This is a genomic window from Phenylobacterium sp. T106, assembly GCF_057219735.1.
The window spans coordinates 108,798-129,103 of the sequence record NZ_JBXVWA010000005.1 but is presented as its reverse complement, the minus strand read 5'-3'; the positions used below and the strand labels follow the sequence as shown (position 1 = coordinate 129,103).

The 20,306-nt window shown below is 70.8% G+C and carries 22 protein-coding genes; 17 read left to right on the top strand and 5 right to left on the bottom strand.

Features of this window, described 5'->3' with window-relative positions:
* Positions 1-17: 17 nt before the first annotated feature.
* On the bottom strand, positions 18-479 hold the full coding sequence (locus AC2D8W_RS13355; RefSeq protein WP_484671941.1) for a peroxiredoxin: 462 nt from the start codon (positions 477-479) through the stop codon (positions 18-20).
* Positions 480-490: 11 nt separating this feature from the next.
* A complete protein-coding gene (tyrS, locus tag AC2D8W_RS13350) occupies positions 491-1,756 on the bottom strand; it encodes a tyrosine--tRNA ligase (RefSeq protein ID WP_484672084.1) in 1,266 nt (421 codons plus the stop codon).
* A gap of 242 nt (positions 1,757-1,998) precedes the next feature.
* Between tyrS and AC2D8W_RS13345 the strand changes: the two genes are divergently transcribed.
* From AC2D8W_RS13345 to AC2D8W_RS13320, 6 genes are all read left to right on the top strand, one after another.
* Positions 1,999-3,105 (top strand): anhydro-N-acetylmuramic acid kinase, encoded by a 1,107-nt coding sequence (locus tag AC2D8W_RS13345; RefSeq protein WP_293483677.1) that lies wholly within the window; start codon positions 1,999-2,001, stop codon positions 3,103-3,105.
* 72 nt (positions 3,106-3,177) lie between these two features.
* On the top strand, positions 3,178-4,998 hold the full coding sequence (locus AC2D8W_RS13340; RefSeq protein WP_484671940.1) for a flavin-containing monooxygenase: 1,821 nt from the start codon (positions 3,178-3,180) through the stop codon (positions 4,996-4,998).
* A 54-nt stretch (positions 4,999-5,052) separates the two neighbouring features.
* The gene (locus AC2D8W_RS13335) at positions 5,053-6,600 is read left to right on the top strand and encodes an AbgT family transporter (protein WP_484671939.1); all 1,548 of its coding nucleotides are present in this window, start codon (positions 5,053-5,055) and stop codon (positions 6,598-6,600) included.
* Positions 6,601-6,743: 143 nt separating this feature from the next.
* Complete coding sequence (locus tag AC2D8W_RS13330; protein ID WP_484671938.1) at positions 6,744-7,457, top strand: response regulator transcription factor; 714 nt, start codon at positions 6,744-6,746, stop codon at positions 7,455-7,457.
* A 10-nt stretch (positions 7,458-7,467) separates the two neighbouring features.
* The gene (locus tag AC2D8W_RS13325) at positions 7,468-9,051 is read left to right on the top strand and encodes a sensor histidine kinase (protein WP_484671937.1); all 1,584 of its coding nucleotides are present in this window, start codon (positions 7,468-7,470) and stop codon (positions 9,049-9,051) included.
* Between the two features lie 64 nt (positions 9,052-9,115).
* On the top strand, positions 9,116-9,319 hold the full coding sequence (locus tag AC2D8W_RS13320) for a hypothetical protein (protein WP_484671936.1): 204 nt from the start codon (positions 9,116-9,118) through the stop codon (positions 9,317-9,319).
* On the opposite strand, the gene AC2D8W_RS13315 is transcribed toward AC2D8W_RS13320, so the two are convergent.
* Entirely contained in the window at positions 9,316-9,684 is a 369-nt protein-coding gene (locus AC2D8W_RS13315; RefSeq protein WP_484671935.1) for a DUF4440 domain-containing protein, read from the bottom strand. The two genes, AC2D8W_RS13320 and AC2D8W_RS13315, sit on opposite strands and share 4 nt — an antisense overlap.
* Positions 9,685-9,771: 87 nt before the next feature.
* Between AC2D8W_RS13315 and AC2D8W_RS13310 the strand changes: the two genes are divergently transcribed.
* Positions 9,772-10,512, top strand: a complete 741-nt coding sequence (locus tag AC2D8W_RS13310) for a hypothetical protein (RefSeq protein WP_484671934.1) — start codon at positions 9,772-9,774, stop codon at positions 10,510-10,512.
* 195 nt (positions 10,513-10,707) lie between these two features.
* On the opposite strand, the gene AC2D8W_RS13305 is transcribed toward AC2D8W_RS13310, so the two are convergent.
* The gene (locus AC2D8W_RS13305; RefSeq protein ID WP_293483663.1) at positions 10,708-11,358 is read right to left on the bottom strand and encodes an alpha/beta hydrolase; all 651 of its coding nucleotides are present in this window, start codon (positions 11,356-11,358) and stop codon (positions 10,708-10,710) included.
* A gap of 143 nt (positions 11,359-11,501) precedes the next feature.
* On the opposite strand from AC2D8W_RS13305, the gene AC2D8W_RS13300 reads away from it, so the two are divergent.
* From AC2D8W_RS13300 to AC2D8W_RS13255, 10 genes are all read left to right on the top strand, one after another.
* Positions 11,502-11,939: an Rrf2 family transcriptional regulator gene (locus AC2D8W_RS13300; RefSeq protein ID WP_484671933.1), complete on the top strand. Its 438-nt coding sequence runs from the start codon at positions 11,502-11,504 to the stop codon at positions 11,937-11,939.
* Positions 11,936-13,063, top strand: a complete 1,128-nt coding sequence (locus tag AC2D8W_RS13295; protein ID WP_484671932.1) for a cysteine desulfurase family protein — start codon at positions 11,936-11,938, stop codon at positions 13,061-13,063. The genes AC2D8W_RS13300 and AC2D8W_RS13295 overlap by 4 nt, the downstream gene beginning before the upstream one ends.
* Positions 13,063-14,532, top strand: a complete 1,470-nt coding sequence (gene sufB, locus AC2D8W_RS13290; RefSeq protein WP_293483657.1) for a Fe-S cluster assembly protein SufB — start codon at positions 13,063-13,065, stop codon at positions 14,530-14,532. Before AC2D8W_RS13295 ends, sufB begins: the two co-directional genes overlap by 1 nt.
* Positions 14,529-14,933, top strand: coding sequence for a hypothetical protein (locus tag AC2D8W_RS13285; RefSeq protein WP_484671931.1), 405 nt, complete (start codon positions 14,529-14,531; stop codon positions 14,931-14,933). Before sufB ends, AC2D8W_RS13285 begins: the two co-directional genes overlap by 4 nt.
* Before the next feature lie 2 nt (positions 14,934-14,935).
* Positions 14,936-15,685, top strand: a complete 750-nt coding sequence (gene sufC / locus AC2D8W_RS13280) for a Fe-S cluster assembly ATPase SufC (RefSeq protein WP_484671930.1) — start codon at positions 14,936-14,938, stop codon at positions 15,683-15,685.
* Positions 15,686-15,863: 178 nt separating this feature from the next.
* Positions 15,864-16,889 carry a Fe-S cluster assembly protein SufD gene (gene sufD / locus AC2D8W_RS13275; protein WP_484671929.1) on the top strand — a complete coding sequence of 342 codons (1,026 nt, stop codon included), beginning with the start codon at positions 15,864-15,866 and terminating at the stop codon, positions 16,887-16,889.
* Positions 16,890-16,891: 2 nt separating this feature from the next.
* Positions 16,892-18,106, top strand: a complete 1,215-nt coding sequence (locus AC2D8W_RS13270) for a cysteine desulfurase (protein WP_293484530.1) — start codon at positions 16,892-16,894, stop codon at positions 18,104-18,106.
* A 13-nt stretch (positions 18,107-18,119) separates the two neighbouring features.
* The gene (locus AC2D8W_RS13265) at positions 18,120-18,482 is read left to right on the top strand and encodes an SUF system Fe-S cluster assembly protein (protein ID WP_293484606.1); all 363 of its coding nucleotides are present in this window, start codon (positions 18,120-18,122) and stop codon (positions 18,480-18,482) included.
* Positions 18,482-18,877: a HesB/IscA family protein gene (locus AC2D8W_RS13260; protein WP_484671928.1), complete on the top strand. Its 396-nt coding sequence runs from the start codon at positions 18,482-18,484 to the stop codon at positions 18,875-18,877. The genes AC2D8W_RS13265 and AC2D8W_RS13260 overlap by 1 nt, the downstream gene beginning before the upstream one ends.
* 44 nt (positions 18,878-18,921) lie before the next feature.
* Positions 18,922-19,206, top strand: a complete 285-nt coding sequence (locus AC2D8W_RS13255; protein ID WP_293484534.1) for a 2TM domain-containing protein — start codon at positions 18,922-18,924, stop codon at positions 19,204-19,206.
* A 244-nt stretch (positions 19,207-19,450) separates the two neighbouring features.
* Here the strand turns inward: AC2D8W_RS13255 and AC2D8W_RS13250 are convergent, their stop codons facing one another.
* The gene (locus AC2D8W_RS13250; protein ID WP_293484536.1) at positions 19,451-20,257 is read right to left on the bottom strand and encodes an enoyl-CoA hydratase/isomerase; all 807 of its coding nucleotides are present in this window, start codon (positions 20,255-20,257) and stop codon (positions 19,451-19,453) included.
* Positions 20,258-20,306: the final 49 nt, after the last annotated feature.

Sequence of the window (20,306 nt, the reverse complement as noted above, 5' to 3'; positions counted from 1 at the left end):
ATAAGCGGAAACGCGGCTCAGAGGCCCCTGGCGGCGTCCAGAACCGCCTGGGCGTGGTTCGGCACCTTCACCTTGCGCCAGACCTTCGCCGTCTTGCCGTCCCGGATCAGGAAGGTGGAGCGATCGATGCCCATGTACTTGCGGCCGTAGAGGCTCTTCTCCACCCAGGACCCGTAGCGCGCGATGGTCTCGCCGTCCGGGTCGGACGCCAGCGTCACGCCGAGGTCGTACTTGGCGGCGAATTTCCGGTGCGCGGCGATGGAGTCCTTGGAGACTCCGATCACGGTCACGCCCGCCTTGGCGAATTCGGGCGCGAGGGCCGTGAAGTCCTGCGCCTCCCTCGTGCAGCCCGAGGTGTCGTCCTTGGGATAGAAGTAGAGCACCAGGGTCCTGCCCGCGAAGTCGGCGAGCTTCACGCGTCCGTCGGGCGTCTCGAGGTCGAAATCGGGCGCGGCGGCGCCTTCGGTCACGGTCGTCATGGCTCCACTCCTCAGACGGGCTTCACGAGCACGATCTTCTTCTTGCCGGCCGCGAGCTTGACCACGCCCTCGGCGAGGTCGGCGGCGGTGACGAGGCGGTTGGCGTCCGGTTCGGGCCGATCGTTCACCCGCAGGCCGCCGCCCTGGGCCAGGCGCCGCGCCTCACCCTTGGACCCGGCGAGACCCGCGGTGACGGCGAGATCGGCAAGTTGCACGCCGGCCTCGAGGTCGGCCCGCGGCACGTCGACCGTGGGCAGATCGCCGGACAGACGGCCCTCCTCGAACGCGGCCTGCGCGGCGGCCGCGGCCTTCTCGGCCTCGGCGGCGCCGTGCAGCATCCGCGTGGCCTCGCCCGCGAGCACCTTCTTGGCGTCGTTGATCTCCGCGCCCTGCAGCGCCTCCAGCCGGGCGATCTCATCCAGCGGCAGGTCGGTGAACAGCCGCAGGAAGCGGCCCACGTCGGCGTCCTCGGTGTTCCGCCAGAACTGCCAGTAGTCGTAAGGGCTGCGCATGTCGGCGTTCAGCCAGACGGCGCCGGCGGCGGTCTTGCCCATCTTCGCGCCCGAGGCGGTCGAGAGCAGCGGCGTCGTCAGCCCGAAGGCCGGCTTCTGGTCGACGCGGCGGATCAGCTCCACGCCGTTCAGGATGTTGCCCCACTGGTCCGAGCCGCCCATCTGCAGCAAGCAGCCGTGGCGGCGTTCCAGCTCGAGGAAGTCCACCGACTGCATCAGCATGTAGTTGAACTCGAGGAACGTCATCGGCTGCTCGCGCTCGAGCCGCGCCTTGACGCTGTCGAACGCCAGCATGCGGTTGACCGTGAAGTGCACGCCGTAGTCGCGCAGGAACTCCACGTAGCCGAAGCGGGAGAGCCACTCGTCGTTGTCGACCATGATGGCGTCCGTGGGCCCGTCGCCGAAGCTCAGGAACCTGGCGAACACGGTCTTGATCGAGGCGATGTTCGCCTGGATCTGCTCGTGGCTGAGCAGGGGCCGCGACTGGTCCTTGTCGGTCGGGTCGCCGATCTTGGTGGTGCCCCCGCCCATCAGCACGATGGGCTTGTGGCCGGCCTGCTGCAGGCGGCGCAGCATCATGATCTGGATCAGGGATCCCACGTGCAGGGAGGGCGCCGTCGCGTCGAACCCGATGTAGGCGGTGACGACGCCGCTGCCCGCGGCCTCGTCCAGCTCGGCCGGGTGGGTGATCTGATGGATGTAGCCGCGGGCCTGCAGCACGCGCAGGAACTCGGACTTGAACGCGGGCTCGGGCATTCGGGACATCTCGTGATCGGGCGCGGCGGCGTCTAGCACAGGGCAACCGGGGATATCGAGGGACATGGCAGGCTCCGGTGAAGGTTGAAGCCGGCGGTCGCGGGGAGACTTGCGAAGCGGCGCCGGCCGAAGGGCAGGCGCGTGGGATCGGACGCCTGCTACGAGGGCAGGCGGTAATAGCGGCCGAAGCGGTCGGTGCGTCCGATCATGGCGGCTAGCTACGCGGCCGGGCTCGTGGCAGTCAAGTCGCCATGCTGGTGCTGGGATTCATGACGGGGACCTCCCTCGACGCCGTCGACATGGCGGTGCTCGACACGGACGGCGAGAAGATCCTCAGCTTCGGGCCCGCGGGCGAACGCAAGCTGAGCGACGCCACGCGCAACGTGGTGCTGGAGGCCACGCAGCAGGCGCTGGCCTGGGAGCGCGGCCGCCCCGAGCCCCCCATCTTCGTGCACGCCGCCGAGATGATCGCCGAGGAGCACTTCGCCGCCGCGGAGGCGTTCCTGCAGGCGGCGGATCTCTCGTGGCCCGACTTCGACCTCGTCGGCATGCACGGCCAGACGGTCCTGCACGAGCGGCCGGAGCCCGGCGGGCTGGGGCGAAGCGTGCAGCTCGGCGACGCGGCGCTGCTCGCCAGGCTGTGCGGCCGGACCGTCGTCCACGATTTCCGTTCGGCCGACGTCGCCGCGGGCGGGGAGGGCGCGCCGCTCGCGCCGGTCTACCACCTCGCCCGGATGAAGGCGTCGGGCCTGGAGCCGCCGCTGGCGGTGCTGAACCTCGGCGGGGTGGCCAACGTCACGCTGTGGACCGGCGGGGACGAGCTCACCGCCTTCGACACCGGCCCCGGCAACGGCATGCTGGACCTGCTGGTCCAGCGCCGCGGCGCCGGCCGCTACGACGCCGGCGGCAAGTACGCCAGCGTGGGCCGTGTCGACGAGGCCGTGGTCAGGGGGTTGCTGGCGCACCCCTACTTCACCGCGCCGCCGCCCAAGTCGCTCGACCGCCACGCCTTCTCGCTGGAGCCGCTGGAGCCGCTGCAGCTCGAGGACGCCGCCGCCACCCTGGTCGCCTTCACCGCCGAGGCCGTCAAGCGCGGGTTCGAGGCGCTGGGCGCCGCCCCGCGGGAAGTGATCGTGACGGGCGGCGGCCGGAACAACCCCGAGATCATGCGGGCGCTGGCCGAGCGGCTCCCGGCGCCTGTCCGGCCGGCGGAGGATCACGGCTGGCGGGGCGATGCGATCGAGGCCGAGGCGATCGCCTATCTCGCGGCCCGCGCCCACCGGGGCCTGCCGATCTCGTTTCCGGCGACGACGGGCGTTCCGCGGCCGATGACGGGCGGCAGGCTCGTGCGGCCGTGACCCCACGTCACGCTTGCGGTTCGAACGCCTGTTCGGCACGCTGAACGCTGATAACACAAGCGGGAGGACGTGATGGCGGACGACAAGCCGGAGATCACGGGCGGCGACGACCTGGGCTTCGATCCGAACGCCCTGGCGGCGAGGTATCGCGCCGAACGCGACAAGCGCGTCCGCGCCGAAGGCAACGAGCAGTACGTCGAGATGGCGGGGCAGTTCGCCCACTACCTCGAGGACCCCTACGTCCCCGCGGGCTTCACGCGCGAGCCGCTCACCGACGATACCGAGGTGGTGATCATCGGCGGCGGGTTCGGCGGCCTGCTGGCCGGCGCGCGCCTTCGCGAGGCGGGGCTGCAGGACCTGCGCATCATCGAGAAGGGCGGCGACTTCGGCGGCACCTGGTACTGGAACCGCTACCCGGGCGCGGCCTGCGACATCGAGAGCTACGTCTACCTCCCGCTGCTCGAGGAGGTGGGCTTCATGCCCGAGCGCAAGTACTCGCGCGCGCCGGAGATCATGCAGTACAGCCGCAAGATCGCGGAGAAGTACGACCTCTACCGCAACGCCTGCCTGCAGACCGAGGTCAAGGCCGTCCGCTGGGACGCCGACGCCGCGCGCTGGATCATCGAGACCAACCGCGGCGACGCCATGCGGGCGAAGTTCGTGATCATGGCCAACGGTCCGCTGCATCGGCCCAAGCTGCCGGGGATCCCGGGGGTCGAGGGCTTCAAGCGCCACAGCTTCCACACCAGCCGCTGGGACTACGACTACACCGGCGGCGACTCGCTGGGCGGGCTGACGAAGCTGAAGGACAAGCGCGTCGGCATCATCGGCACCGGCGCCACCGCCGTGCAGTGCGTGCCGCATCTGGGCGAGTGGGCGAAGGAGCTCTACGTCTTCCAGCGCACGCCCTCGTCGATCGACGTGCGCAACGACCGGCCCACCGACCCGAACTGGGCCGCGAGCCTGAAGCCGGGCTGGCACCAGCACCGGATGGACAACTTCAACATCCTGGTCTCGGGCGGCTTCGCCGAGGAGGACCTGGTCAACGACGGCTGGACCGACATCATCGGCAACATCCTGCTGCTCGCGCGCCGCAAGGCCGAGCGGGGCGAGCCGGTGGAGAACCCCGCCGCGCTCATGCAGCTGGCCGACTTCAAGAAGATGGAGCAGGTGCGGGCCCGCGTGGACCAGGAGGTCAGGGACCCCGCCGTCGCCGAGGCCCTGAAGCCCTGGTACAACCAGTTCTGCAAGCGGCCGTGCTTCCACGACGAGTACCTGGCCACCTTCAACCGGCCCAACGTGCACCTGATCGACACGCAGGGCCGCGGCGTCGAGCGGATCACCGAGACCGGCGTCGTCGCCAACGGCCAGGAGTTCGAGGTCGACTGCCTGATCTACGCCACCGGGTTCGAGGTGGGCACCGACTACGCCCGCCGCGCCGGCTACCAGGTCTACGGCAAGGACGGCCAGACGCTGTCCGGCAAGTGGGCGAACGGCATGGAGACCTTCCACGGCTTCCACGTCCGCGGCTTCCCGAACCTGTTCGTGGTCTCCACCGGACAGTCCGGCTTCTCGGCCAACTTCCCGCACATGCTGAACGAACAGGCGCAGCATCTCGCCTACATCGTCCGGCACGCGATGGACCGGCAGGTGCGCACCCTGGAGGCCTCGGCCGAGGCCGAAGCGGCCTGGGTCGACACCATCGTCAAGCTCTCTGTGATGCGCGACGCCTTCCTGAAGGAATGCACCCCCGGCTACTACAACAACGAGGGGAAGGTGGAGCTCATGAACAAGAAGAACACCTCCTACGGCGCGGGGCCGGTGGCCTTCGCCAAGGTGCTCGAAGACTGGCGCGCCGAGGGCGGCCTGAAGGGCCTCGAACTCAACACCTGATCCACCCGATGCGGGAAGCTTGACCATGCCGATGGGGCGTGGTCGCTTCGCCCCGTGGGGCAGTCCGACCGTCAGCCGGGGCGACGAGGAAGCCGACTGCTCGATGCTGTCGAGCGGTTCGGCAACGCGCTGCCGGACCCCATCTTCATCTTCCTCGGCCTGATCGCCATCCTGGTGGTCCTCTCGGGCGTCGGGGCGGCGCAGGGCTGGTCCGCCGTGAACCCGGTGACGGGCGAGCGCCTGGTCGTCCAGAACCTGCTGTCCGAGGCCAACGTGCAGCGGCTGCTGGTCGAGATGCCCCGGACCTACACCGGCTTCACGCCCTTCGGGATCGCGATCACGATCATGCTCGGCGCGGTGGTGGCCGAGCGCAGCGGCCTCATGGCGGCGCTCATCCGCGCGAGCCTCGCCCGGGTCGCGCGGCCGGTGATGACGCCGGTGGTGTTCCTGGTCGGCGTGCTCTCGTGCCACACGGTCGACGCCGGCTTCCTGGTCTACGTGCCGCTGGCCGGCCTGGTGTTCGCCACGGGCGGGCGCAATCCGGCGCTGGGCGTGCTCGTCGGCTTCTCGGGCGCCGCCGTCGGTCTTTCCGGCAATCTCTTCCCCGGCCAGGTGGACGTGCTGCTGCTCAGCATCACCGAGACGGGCGCGCGCCTGCTTGCGCCGGACTGGACGATGAATCCGCTGGGCAACTGGTGGTTCAGCGCGGCCCAGGCCGTGCTGTTCACCGCGATCGCCTGGACGCTGTTCGATCGGGTGCTGGGGCCCCGGCTCGGCGCGTGGTCGGGCGAGGGCGGTGCGGCGCCCAACGAGCCCCTGTCGGCGGACGAGCGGCGGGGCCTGGCGGCGGCCGGCGTGGCGGCGCTGCTGGTGGCCGGCCTGTTCGCGGCGCTCACGACCTGGCCCGGCTACACCCCCCTGTACGACGAGGCGTCGTCCCCGGCCCAGCGTCTCCTGCCGTTCTATCGAAGCCTCGCGGGCGGGCTTGCTCTGTTGTTCTTCGTCTGCGGCTGGGTCTACGGCGCGGCGGTCGGCCTGGTGCGCTCGCACCGGGACGTGGTGGAGCTGATGGTGCGCGGGCTCGAGCCGTTCATCCCGTACCTCGTGCTGATGTTCTTCGCGGCGCACTTCGTCGCCATGTTCGGCTGGTCCAACCTGGGCCCGATCACCGCCATCGCCGGGGCGGAGCAGCTGCGCGCGATGAACGCGTCGCCGGCGATCCTGCTGCCGGTCCTGACCACCATGTCGGCCTGGCTCGACTTCCTGATCGCCTCGGCGTCGGCCAAGTGGAGCGCCGTCGCGCCCGTGGCGGTGCCGATGCTGATGCTGCTCGACATCTCGCCCGAGATGACCACGGCGGCGTACCGCATCGGCGACGTGGTCACGAACCTGATCTCCCCGATGAACCCCTACTTCGTGCTCACCCTGACCTACGCAAGGCGCTGGATGCCGCAGGTCGGCCAGGGGACCATGCTGGCCCTTCTCCTGCCGCTCGCCGCGGCGCTCTACGTGGGCGGCATGGCGCTCACGGTCCTGTGGGTGGCCCTGGGCATCCCGGTAGGCCCCGGCGCGCCGGTCGCCTACAGCCTGCCGCTGGGCTGAGGGCGTCTGCACCGGATCTGCACGTCAACGGGTCGGCCTGCCCACGCGGCCTCCAAGCCTGGGGCCGCAACGCGGCCATAGGCTGGTCGTCGTCCGGGCGCCGTCCGGACCGCCGCATTGACCTCGAACGCGAACCCGAGAACATGACCTTCATGCCCCAGGTCCTCGTCGTCGACGACGATCCGCACATCCGCCAGCTCCTGGTCTTCGCGCTCGAGAAGGCGGGCCTCACCGCGCGCGAGGCCGAGGACGGCGAGGCGGCGCTCGCCCAGGTCTCGAAGGCCGCGCCCGACCTCGTGGTGCTGGACATCAACATGCCCAAGCTCGATGGCCTCGAGGTGTGCCGGCGGCTCCGGGCGCAGGGCGACCTGCCGATCCTGTTCCTGTCCTCCCGCGACGACGAGATCGACCGGGTCCTCGGCATCGAGCTGGGCGGCGACGACTATGTGACCAAGCCCTTCAGCCCGCGCGAGGTGGTCGCCCGCGTGCAGGCCATCCTGCGCCGCGCACGCGCCGCGCCGCCTGCCGCCAAGGCCGATGCCCCGATCGTGCACGGCCGCCTGACGCTGGACCCGGAGAGCTGGGTCGCGCGCTGGAACGAGGACGAGGTGGGCCTGACGGTCACCGAGTTCGGCATCCTCAAGATCCTGCTGGGCGCGCCGGCCCGGGTCTTCACCCGCGACGCCATCATCGACCGGCTGCACGGCCCGGGCTTCGCCATCACCGACCGCACCATCGACAGCCACGTGCGCAACCTGCGGGGCAAGTTCGCGGCGCTCGGCGCCCACGACGTGGTCGAGACCCGCGCCGGCGTCGGCTACCGGCTGGGCGCGTGCCAGGGCGGGCCGGCCGCATGACGACCCCGCGGTGATCGAGGCCTTCAAGGACTGGGTCGGTCGATGGTGGCCCTCGCTGCGGCTGCGCTGGATCCTGTTCGCGGTGCTCCTGTTCGCCGCCGCCATGCCCGGCGTCGCGGCCCTCTACCTGCGCGTCTACGAGAATACCCTGGTGCGCCAGACCGAAGCCGAGCTCGTCGCCCAGGGCGCGGCGCTGGCCGCCGTCGCCTCGGTGAACTGGCCCGGCGCGCCGCCGCCCCGGCCCAAGCCCGCGAAGCCGCCTGACGGCTACTACCGGCCCGAGTTCACCACCATAGACCTCAATCTGGGCCAGGTGCTCCCCGAGCGGCCCTGGGCGCGGAAGACGCGCAACGCCCTCGATCCAGATGCGGTCTACGTGGCCCGCCGGATCAACCCGGTGGTCGAGCGCACGCTGCAGACCACCCTGGCCTCGGTCTACATGCTGGACCGCCGCGGCTACGGCGTGAGCGGGCAGGGGTTCGGGCGCGACTACTCCGCGCTCCCGGAGGTCCGCTGGGCGCTGTCGGGCCGCCCCTACACCGTGATGCGCGTGAACGGCGACCTCGGCGCGCGGCAGTCGTCGTTCGAGTGGCTTTCGAAGGCCTCCGGCATCCGCCTGCACCACGCGCGCCCGATCGTCGTGGCCGGGCGGGTGGAGGGCGTGCTCCTGCTCAGCCGCTCGCCGCGGGCGCTGTTCCGGGGCCTCTACGAGGATCGCGGCAAGATCATCTTCGGCGCGGCGCTCATCTTCCTGGTGCTGGTGGTCTTGTCGGGGCTCGTGTCGCGCGGCGTCAGCCGCCCGATCGAGAAGCTCTCGGCGGCCTCGCGGGAAGTCGCGGCGGGCGGCGGCGAGATCCCGCCGACCCCCAGGACGGCGGCCCGCGAGATCCGCGACCTCTATGCCGACTTCCGCGCCATGGCCGAGCGCATCGAACGCCGCAGCGGCTACCTGCGCGACTTCGCCGCCGCCGTCAGCCACGAGTTCAAGACGCCGCTCGCGGGCATCACGGGCGCCGTGGAACTGCTGCAGGACCACTTCGAGACCATGTCGCCGGTGGAGCGCCGGCGCTTCCTGGCCAACATCGCCGGCGACAGCGAACGGCTGTCGCAGCTGGTGACGCGGTTGCTGGACCTGGCGCGGGCCGACATGGCGCTGCCGGAGTCGGGCGTCGCCTCCGAGGTCGGGGATCCGCTGCGGCGCGCGGCGGACGCGCAGGCCGGCGAGGGCTTCTCGGTCACGCTCGATACGCCCCCCGACGCGCCCCTGGTGGCGGCGCCGGGCACCACGCTCGAGACCGTGGTCACCATCCTGCTGCAGAACGCCCGCCAGGCCGGCGCCACGGTCGCCACGGTGCGTGTCTCGGCCGAGGGCGAGCGCGTGGTGGTCACCGTCTCCGACGACGGGCCGGGCGTGCCGGCCGCCGACCGGGAGCGCCTGTTCGAGCCGTTCTTCACCAGCCGCCGCGCCCAGGGGGGCACCGGCCTTGGCCTGCCGATCGCCCGGTCGCTCCTGGCGGCGAGCCACGGCGGGGTCGAGCTGGTCGACGGTCCCGGGGCGACGTTCCGCATCACCCTTCCGCGCGCCACCGCCTGACGCTGCACGGATTCTCCATCGCGCTCCCGGCGGGCCCTGCACGGCGGGGATGGACACTCGGGCCATGGACGAGTCCCCGACACCCACGGCCGGCGGCTTCCGCCTCTCCCTCGCGGCCGCCGGGGAGGCCTGGTCCTGGCGGCTGACCACGCCTGAAGGCGGTCGTCTCGGCGGTCTTGCCCCCGACCCCAGCGCCGCGCGCCGGTCAGCCGCCTTCGCCGCCGCCGTCGCGGCCGCGCTGGACCGGGCGCGGTCGCGCAGGATCTAGCTCAGGGTGACGTAGAGCTCGCTCTCGATCACCCACTGTCCCGTGACCTTGCGCCAGACGGCGAGGTAGGTCCCGCCGAGGTCCCGGTCCCTGACCGTCCAGCGGCCCCGCTCGGCGGCGCGCGCGCCGGCCGCGTCCAGCTGCACGTCCTCGGTCTCGCGGACGTAGGCGGTGAAGCCCGGCTCCGCGAACTGGGCGGCGAAGGCGGCGATGACCTCGTCGGCGCCCAGGATCAGTCCGCCGTCGCCCACGATCACCTTGGCCTCCGGCGCCAAGAACGGCCGCAGGCGCGCCGCCTCGTGGGCGGCGATCAGCTTGTTGGTCAGCTTGCGCCGGGCGCGGATCGCATCTGCCGGATGGGTCATCGCCGTATCGTTCCCTCGCAGGCGCCCGAAGCTTCACGTCGCGGCAGCCTGGTGACACTCTGCGTCCAACGAACAGGGGGACGGAACATGACTCAACAGGCGATCGGCGCCCGCGCCCGGTCAGATGCGGGGGCCCGGCTCTACGTCGGGACCGCCTATCTGGTGGCCGCGCTCATCTTCGTGGGCTTCGCGCCCTCCTACTACCTGAAGGGCCTGATCAACGCGCCGCCGCCGCTGTCGGCCCTGACCATGGCGCACGGCGTGGTGTTCACCGCCTGGACGCTGCTCTTCGTCGTGCAGGCGTCGCTGATCGGCGCCGGTCGGCCGCGGCTGCATCGCCAGCTGGGCATGGCGGGCGCGATGCTGTTCGGGGGCATGGTGGTCCTGGGCCTGTCGACCGCGATCACCGCCGCTCAGCTGGGCCACGTGCCGCCCGCCTCGCCGGAGCCGCTGCGGTTCATGGCGTTGCCGGTGATGGGCATGATCGCCCTGGCGTTCCTGGTGGGCCTGGCCCTGACCCTGCGGGCGCGCCGCGATCACCATCAGCGGCTGATGCTGGCCGCCTTCATCATGATCGCCCAACCCGCCATCGGCCGGATGTTCGTGCCCGCGGGCGTGCCGGAATGGCAGGCGATGGGGTCGTTCCTCGTGGTGGAGGCGATCCTCGCGGCGGTGATCGTGCTGGACTGGCGCGACCAGCGCCGCGTGCATCCGGCCTGGCTGGTGAGCGCCGGCACGCTGGCGGCGATGCACGTGCTCGTGGCCTGGGCGTTCACGGGCCCGGCGCTGTGGATGGACTTCGCCGCCTGGCTGACACGCTCGGCCTGAGGCCGCGCCAGCCTCGCCCAGGCCCGCGCTGGGAGTCCGTACTCAAGACCGGCTCATCCCGGCGAATGCCGGGATCCAGATGGAATGCGTTGGATGCGGATCCCGGAGGCTCGGAGCTCTTCCACTCTGGACCTCGCGCGTGGATCTGGGTCCCGGCATTCGCCGGGACGATCGGAAGCCGTTGGGGTCTCAACCCTAGGCGGGCTGGGCGGCCAGGCGCTTGTCGAGGTAGGTCCCGACGCGGCTTTCCACGTCCGGCAGGTTCTCCATCCAGAAGTGGCTCGCGCCGTCGACCACGTCGTAGTCGATGACGATGCCCTTCTGGGTGCGCAGCTTGGAGACCACGCGCTCCACGTCGATGGGCGGAACGACGGTGTCGTTCTGGCCGTGCAGGATCAGGCCCGAGGCGGGGCAGGGGGCCAGGAAGCTGAAGTCGTAGGCGTTGGTCGGCGGGCTCACCGAAATGAAGCCGTCCGTCTCGGGGCGGCGCATCAGGAGCTGCATCCCCACCCACGCGCCGAACGAGTAGCCGGCGACCCAGCACTGCGAGGCGGCGGGGTTGGTGGACTGAAGCCAGTCCAGCGCGGTGGCCGCGTCGGCCAGCTCGCCGATGCCGCCGTCGAACTCGCCCTGGCTGCGGCCGACGCCGCGGAAGTTGAACCGCAGCACCGAGAAGCCGCGCTTCATGAACAGGTGGAAGAGCTGCACGGCGACGGGGTTGTTCATCTGGCCGCCGGCCTTGGGGTGCGGGTGCAGGATCAGCGCCACCGGCGCCGTCTCGCTCTTGCCCTGGGAGTAGCGGCCCTCGATCCGGCCGGCCGCTCCCGTCAGCACCACTTCAGGCATGCGATCCTCTTTCCCAGAATACTTGACTGCCCTACTCGGTCTTCCTAAGTCGCAACCATCCGGCGCGACCGGTCCCGCCAGGGCGCGGGGCTCATAACATAGGACGTCCCGGATGCGCGCGAAAACTGCATTGGGCGATCCTCATGCGTCTCTCCACGAAAGGCCGCTACGCCGTGATGGCCATGGCCGACCTGGCGCGTCGCGAGAGCGAGGCGGTCCGCGCGGTGGCCCTGGCCGACATCGCCGCGCGCCAGGAGATCTCGCTGAGCTACCTTGAGCAGCTGTTCGCCCGCCTCCGTCGCAAGGGGCTGGTGAAGAGCGCCCGCGGCCCCGGCGGCGGCTATCGGCTCGCCCGCGAGGCCTCGGCCACCACCATCGCGGAGATCGTCCACGCCGTGGACGAGCCCCTGCGCGCCACGCGCTGCGGCGCCGGCAAGGGCTGCATGGTGCGCGGCGAGCGCTGTCTCACCCACGACCTCTGGGCCGACCTGGGCGACCGGATCGAGGACTATCTGGCCTCGGTCAGCCTGGCCGACGTGGTCGGCGGCCGGCTGCGCCGCGACCGGCAGGCGGCCGCATGAGCGTCTACCTGGACCATAACGCGACGGCGAAGGTCCGGCCCGAGGCGATCGCGGCCATGACGCGGACCATGGAAGCCGTGGGCAATCCCTCGTCGATCCACGCCGCCGGCCGCGCCGCGCGCGCGGCCATGGAGCAGGCCCGCGAGCAGGTGGCGCGCCTCATCGCCGCGCCGGCCTCGACCGTCGTCTTCCTGAGCGGCGGGACCGAAGCCAACGCCCTGGCGATGGAAAGCGCCGTCGCCGCCGGGACGAGGCGGCTGATCGTCTCGGCCGTCGAGCACGACAGCATCCGTGAGGGCGCCGCCGCGTCGGGCGTCGCGGTCGAGACGCTGCCGGTCACCCGCGACGGGACCGCCGACCTCGACTGGCTGCGCGAGCGCCTGGGCCGCTGGGACGCGGCCGACGGAAAGCCCTTCGTCGCCCTGATGCTGGCCAACAACGAGACCGGCGTGATCCAGCCGGTGCAGGCCGCCGCCGACATCGTGCGCGCCGCCGACGGCTGGCTGCACGTGGACGCCATTCAGGCGGCCGGCAAGATCCCGGTGGACAGCCGCGCGCTCGGCGCCGACACGCTCTCGATCTCGGCCCACAAGATCGGCGGGCCCCAGGGCGTCGGCGCCCTCACGTTCGGCCCGCGCGCCACCCTGTCGCGTCGCCAGCACGGCGGGGGGCAGGAGCGCGGGCGGCGCGGCGGCACGGAGAACCTTCCGGGTATCAGCGGCTTCGGCGCAGCGGCTCAGATCGCCGCCGAGGGCCTCGCCGCCCAGGCCGCCTTCCGCGCTACGGCCGCCCAGCGCCTGAAGGCGACCGGCGCCGTGGTGATCGGCGAGGCGGCGCCGCGCCTGCCCAACACCCTCTGCGTCGCCGCGCCCGGGTGGACGTCGGACCTGCAGGTGATGGCGCTCGACCTGGCTGGCGTCATGGTCAGCGCCGGCTCGGCCTGCTCGTCGGGCAAGGTGAAGGCCTCGCCGGTGCTCACGGCCATGGGCCTGGAGGACCTCGCCCCCTGCGCCATCCGCGTCTCCGGCGGCTGGTGCTCCACGGCCGCCGACTGGGACCGCTTCGCGGACGCCTGGCTCGAAGCCCACGCCCGCCACACGGCGCGCCGGAAGGAAGTCGCCTGATGGCCGCCGTCAAGCAGACCGTCGAACACGTCGCCGCGCTCGAGAAGTACAAGCACGGCTTCGTCACCGACATCGACCAGGAGTACGCGCCCAAGGGGCTCAACGCCGACATCGTGCGCTTCATCTCGGCCAAGAAGGACGAGCCCGAGTGGATGCTGCAGTGGCGCCTGGAGGCCTTCGAGCGCTGGCTGGCGCTGGAGGAGCCCGACTGGGCCAAGGTCAGCTTCCCGCGCATCGACTACCAGGACAGCTACTACTACGCCGCCCCGAAGACGAAGGCCGGCCCCAAGAGCCTGGACGAGGTCGATCCCGATCTGCTGGAAACCTACAAGAAGCTGGGGATCCCGCTACGCGAACAGGAAGTGCTGGCCGGCGTCGAGGGCGCGCCGCGCTACGCGGTGGACGCGGTGTTCGACAGCGTCAGCGTGGTCACCACCTTCAAGAAGGAGCTGGCGCAGGCCGGGGTCATCTTCTGCTCCATGAGCGAGGCGATCCGCGAGCACGGCGACCTGGTGCGTCAGTACCTGGGCTCGGTGGTCCCCGTCAGCGACAACTACTTCGCCTGCCTGAACAGCGCGGTCTTCTCGGACGGCAGCTTCGTCTACGTGCCGCCCGGCGTGCGCTGTCCGATGGAGCTCTCCACCTACTTCCGGATCAATGCCGAGAATTCCGGCCAGTTCGAGCGCACCCTGATCATCGCCGACAAGGGCGCCTACGTCTCGTACCTGGAGGGCTGCACGGCCCCGATGCGCGACGAGAACCAGCTGCACGCCGCCGTGGTGGAACTGGTCACGCTCGACGACGCCGAGATCAAGTACTCCACCGTCCAGAACTGGTACCCGGGCGACCCGGAGACCGGGAAGGGCGGCATCTACAACTTCGTCACCAAGCGCGCCGACTGCCGCGGGGCGCGCTCCAAGGTGTCCTGGACCCAGGTCGAGACGGGCTCGTCGATCACCTGGAAATACCCCTCCTGCGTCCTGCGCGGGGAGGGCAGCTCGGGCGAGTTCTACTCGATCGCCATCACCAACGGCCGCCAGCAGGCCGACACCGGCACCAAGATGATCCACCTGGGCGCCAACACCCGCTCGCGGATCATCTCCAAGGGCATCAGCGCCGGGAAGTCGTCCAACACCTACCGCGGCCTCGTCTCGGCCCACCCCAAGGCCAAGGGCGCGCGCAACTTCACCCAGTGCGACAGCCTGCTGATCGGCAAGCACTGCGCGGCCCACACGGTGCCCTACGTCGAGGCCCGCAACGGCCAGACGGTCTTTGAGCACGAGGCGACCACGACGCGCCTGTCCGAGGACCAGCTCTTCTACGCCATGCAGCGCGGCCTCTCGCAGGAGGAGGCGGTGCAGCTGCTGGTGAACGGCTTCGTGAAGGACGTTCTCCAGGAGTTGCCCATGGAGTTCGCCGTCGAGGCCCAGAAGCTGGTGGCGATCAGCCTCGAAGGGAGCGTCGGATGACCGCGGCCACGAGGAAACCTCCGGCGCTGACCCTGAAGGACGCGTTCGAGACCGAGTTCGCGCGTCGCGACGCCGAACGGGCGGCGCGCGAGGAGGCCGAGCGGGCGCAGCAGGCCGCCGATCTCGCGTCGGCCCAGGCGCTGCATGCCGCCGTGAGCGCCGACGGGGACTTCCTGGCCTCCCGCGGGCTCACCGCCGACGTGCGCCGCTACACGGTCTCCCTGGACCACGCGCTCTTCAGCATCGCCGCCTACTTCGAGGCCGGCCGGGCCAGCGTCACCCTGTCCGACAAGCGCACCGCGAGCCCCGGCTCCACGGCGCCCCGCAAGCAAGAGATCGTCGAGAGCGTCGAGGACGCCCTCAAGGTCATGGCCAACTTCCTCGCCGACGAGACCCGCTGAAGATGCTTTCCGTCAAAGACCTGCACGCCGAGGTGGGCGGCGCCGAGATCCTCAAGGGGCTGTCGCTCGACATCCCCGCCGGCGAGGTGCACGCCATCATGGGGCCGAACGGGGCGGGCAAGTCGACGCTGAGCTATGTGCTGACCGGCCGCGACGGCTACGAGGTCACGCAGGGGTCCGCCACGCTGGACGGCGAGGACCTGCTGTCGCTGGAGCCGAACGAGCGGGCGGCCAGGGGCGTGTTCCTCTCGTTCCAGTATCCGCTGGAGATCCCGGGCGTCCCGGCGCTCACCTTCATCCGCACCGCGCTGAACGCCCAGAAGAAGGCCCGCGGCGAGCCCGAGGTCACGGCGCCGGAGTTCCTGAAGCTCGCCCGGGCCAAGGTCGGCGAGCTGAAGATGGACTTCGACATGCTCAAGCGCGCGCTCAACGTCGGCTTCTCCGGCGGTGAGAAGAAGCGGATGGAAATCCTTCAGATGGCGATGCTTTCGCCACGCTTCCTGATCCTGGACGAGACCGATTCCGGCCTGGACGTGGACGCCCTGCGCATCGTCGCCGACGGCGTGAACGCCCTGCGCGGGCCGGACCGCGCCATGCTGGTCATCACGCACTACCAGCGCCTGCTGGACTACATCAGACCCGATCGCGTGCACGTCCTGGCCGGCGGCCGCATCGTGGCCTCGGGCGGCCCGGAACTCGCCCTCCAGCTCGAGCGCGAGGGCTACGAGAAGTACGCGAAGGCGGCCGCGTGATGGGTTTCCTCGGCTTCTCCCGCCTTGTCATCCCGGTCTCGCCGCAGGCGAAGACCGGGACCCATACGCGCCTGCGCGTCAGGACAGGGCTTCGTGCGTCCGTGCCTTCTTCCTTGCCGCGGAGTCTATGGGTCCCGGTCTTTGGCTTCGCCAAAACCGGGATGACAGGGGCTGCGCGATGACCGTCGCCGCGGCCATACGCGCGCGGGACGCCGCCCAGCTCCCCGGCAAGCGCGACGAGGACTGGCGCTGGACCGATCTGCGCGGGCTGATCCGCGACGTGCCGCCGCCGTCGCGCCCGCTGGCCGGGGATCTCGGCCCGGGCCCCTTCGACGCGCTGGTCGACGAGGTGGTCGTCGTGGCCAACGGGGAAGGCGCCGCCCACATCGCCGTCGAGCCGGTGCGCGAGCGGACCGTGGCCCTGCGCATCGTCGGCCGCGGGGACGGGGCGCACGCCGCCCGCATCTCCATCGACGTGGAGGCCGATGCCCGGCTCGTGCTGCTGGAGAGCTACGAGGGCGAGGGCGCCTACCTCGCGCAGACGTCGCTGATGTTCAGCCTGGGCGTCGGCGCCCAGGTCGAGCGGATCATCCTGGCCGGCGACGACCCGGAGGGGGTCAACGTCAGCCAGGCCGAGGTTGAGCTCGCGCCGAACGCGTCCTTCGTCCAGACGGTGGTCACCGGCGGCGCCCGGCGGCAGCGGCTGCAGACAGGGGTCCGGCATCCCGGCGGCCACGCCGACCTGCGGCTGGACGCGATCTACCTGCTCGACGGCAAGCGCCACGCCGACCTGACCTCCGTCGTGACCCACGCGGGGCTCGACGGGCGGACGTCCCAGCTCGCCAAGGGCGTCGTGCGCGACCAGGCGCGCGGTGTGTTCCAGGGCCGGATCGTCGTCGCCGAGGGGGCCGACAAGACCGACGCCCGCATGGGCCACCATGCCCTCATCCTCTCGGACCGCGCCGAGGTCGACGCCAAGCCCGAGCTCGAGATCTACGCCGACGACGTCTCCTGCGCCCATGGCAACACGGTCGGCGCCCTCGACGAGGACGCCCTGTTCTACGCCCGCCAGCGCGGCATTCCCGAGCCCGAGGCCCGCGCCCTGCTCACCGAGGCGTTCGTAGGCGAGGTCGTGGACCGCATCCAGCACGAGGGCGCCCGCGAGGTCGTGCGCGCCTGGGTCGCGGAAAGGCTGAGGGTCTGACCATGGCGTTCGACGTCGAGGCGGCCCGCGCCGAGTTCCCGATCCTGCTGCGGCATGTCCACGGCAAGCCGCTGGTCTATCTGGACTCGGCCGCCTCGGCGCAGAAGCCGCGCGCCGTCATCGAGGCGATGACGAACGCGATGGAGCACTCCTACGCCAACGTCCACCGCGGCCTGCACACGCTGGCCAACGAAACGACCGACGCCTACGAGGCCGCGCGGAACAAGGTGGCCGGCTTCATCGGCGCCGAGCCCGCCGAAATCGTCTTCACCAAGGGCGGCACCGAGGCGGTGAACCTCGTGGCCGCGGGGATCGGCGCATCGCTGCAGGCGGGCGACGAGATCGTGCTCACCGAGATGGAGCACCACGCCAACATCGTGCCCTGGCACTTCCTGCGCGAGCGCAAGGGCGTCGTGCTGAAGTGGACCCGCGTCACCGACGACGGCGCGCTCGACCTCGAGCACTTCCAGAGCCTGCTGGGCCCCAGGACCCGGGTCGTGGCCCTCAGTCACATGTCGAACGTCCTGGGCACCATCAACGACGCCAAGGCGCTCACCCGCATGGCGCATGAGGCCGGGGCCCTGGTGCTGCTCGACGGCTGCCAGGCCATCGTCCACAAGCCGGTCGACGTGAAGGACATCGACTGCGACTTCTACGTCTTCTCCGGCCACAAGCTCTACGGGCCGACCGGCATCGGCATCCTCTACGGAAAAGCCGACCGGCTGGCCGCGCTGCCGCCCTACCAGGGCGGGGGCGAGATGATCGGCATCGTCAGCCAGGACGAGATCACCTACGCCGACCCGCCGCACCGCTTCGAGGCCGGCACGCCCGCGATTCTCGAGGCCATCGGCCTGGGCGCCGCGATCGACTGGCTGTCGACGCAGGACCGCGTCGCCATCGCCGAGCACGAGCACGCCCTCTACGCCCATGTCCGCGAACGGCTGCAGGGCATGAACTGGCTGCGGGTGATCGGCGAGGCGCCGGGGAAGGGGGCCATCCTCTCCTTCACCGTGGACGGCGCCCATGCCCACGACGTGGCGCAGATCCTCGACCGCTATGGCGTGGCTGTCCGCGCCGGCACGCACTGCGCCGAGCCCCTGATGCGACGTTTCGGCGTCACGTCGAGCGCCCGCGCATCCTTCGCCCTATATAACACCCTGGAAGAGGCCGACGCCTTCGTGGATGCGCTTACGAAGACTCAGGCATTCTTCGCGTAACCGCATGAGCCCCATGGACGACGCCGCGACCATCGAGCCGACCCCCAGCCCGCCGCTCTCTCAGGCGGAGCTCGACGCGCTCACCGATCAGCTGATCGAGAAGCTGAAGACTGTGTACGACCCGGAGATCCCGGTCGACATCTACGAGCTGGGCCTGATCTACAAGGTCGATGTCTCGGACGACAAGGACGTGGCGATCGACATGACGCTCACCGCGCCCGGCTGCCCGGTGGCCGGCGAGATGCCCGGCTGGGTGGAGGACGCCGTCGGCGAGATCCCCGAGGTGCGCTCGGTGAAGGTCGACCTCGTCTTCGATCCGCCCTGGGACCCCTCAAGGATGAGCGACGAGGCCAAGCTCGCGCTCAACATGTTCTGATGACCCACCTCGACGCCACGCCCGCGCCGCGCGCGCGCCGCCCCCGGCCCAAGGTCGTCACCCTCACGGATGCGGCCGCCGAGCGCGTCCGCGAGATCATGGCCAAGGCCGAGAAGCCCTACGCCGGCCTCCGCGTCGGCGTGAAGAACGGCGGCTGCGCCGGCCAGGAGTACGTGCTGGAGTACGCCGACGCGGCCGACCCGCTCGACGAGGTGGTCGAGGACAAGGGCGTGACCATCCTGGTGGAGCCGAAGGCCGTGCTGTTCCTGCTGGGCACCGTGATCGACTACGAGGTCAGCCGGCTGTCCGCGAAGTTCGTGTTCCGCAATCCGAACGAGACCGATGCGTGCGGTTGCGGCGAGAGCGTAACCATTACACCAGTGAAACTCGACTGACGGTTCGAACGGGGTATCCTGTGCCCAGCAACTCTGGACCCGACATGACCGACGACGTCGAACTGCGCCGCCTGGCCATCCGCCGAGCGGACATGAAGCTGGCCTTCCGCAGCCACCTGCTGGCCTATGTCATGGTCAACGCCGGCCTGGTGGCGATCTACATCGCGACGGGCGACTTCGGCGACTACTTCTGGCCCATCTGGCCCATGCTGGGCTGGGGCATCGGCCTCGCCGCCCACGGCGCCTCCGTCTACATGAACGGCGAGGGCATCCGGGACCGCCTCATCGAGGAAGAGCTCGAGAAGCTGCGGCGGACGCGCGGCGGATAGGCTTCAGGCCCGTTCGATCTTTGGTTCTTCCGATCGTCCCGGCGAATGCCGGGACCCAGATCCCCGTGCGAGACCGTGAAGGGAAGGGCTCCGAGCCTGCGGAACCCCCCAACTGAGCCATTCCATCTGGATCCCGGCCTTCGCCGGGATGACCGGGCCTTGAGTCCGGGGGCCTATAGCCTTAGCCCGCACGGAAAGGCCCCCGCGCGGAACGCGAGGGCCTTCGAACGGGTGGCGTCTGGGCTTACTGGCCCGTGAACTTCGCCGGGCGCTTTTCCACGAACGCCATGATGCCCTCGCGGGCGTCCTTCGTCCGGGCCGCGATCCCTTGCGCGTAGGCCTCGGCCTCAAGCTGCTCGTGCCACGCCGAGTCCAGCGAGTCCCACACCAGGTTGCGGGTAAGCGCGAGCGAGGCCGGCCCGTCGGCCAGGGCGCGGGCGTACTGCATCGCCGCGTCCATCAGCTCGGCGTCGGGCACGCACTTGTTGATCAGGCCCCATTCGGCCGCCGTCTTCGCCGGCAGCTTCTCGCCCAGCAGCATCAGCTCCATCGCCCGGGCCTTGCCGATCAGCTTGGGCAGCATCCAGGTCGCGCCGCCGTCCGGGACGAGGCCGATGCGGCGGAACGCCAGCAGGAAGTAGGCGCTCTCGGCCGCGACCACGAGGTCGGCCGCCACCGCGAGCGACACGCCGACGCCGGCGGCCACGCCGTTGACCGCCGAGACGAGGGGCTTGGGCGACTTGCGCACGGCCGAGACGAACGGGTTGAAGGTGCGCAGCAGCGCCTGGTTGGGACCCGTGCCGCCGTCGGTCGCGCGGCCGGCCGAGCCGCCGCCCGAGAGGTTGGCGCCCGAGCAGAAGCCGCGGCCCTCGCCGGTGATGACGATGGCCCGCGCCTTGTCGCCGTAGGCGAGCTCGTCGAAGCTCGCCTGCAGTTCCTGCATCAGGTCGATCCCGGCGGCGTTGAGCGTGCCGGGGTCCGAGAGCGTGATGATGCCGATCCCGTCCTGGATGGTCGTCTTGACCTTGGCGGGAGCCTGCGCGCCGTCCATGGGGCGTCCTCCGTTGAACTCTTGAGCCCAATCGAAGGCAGAGTACCCC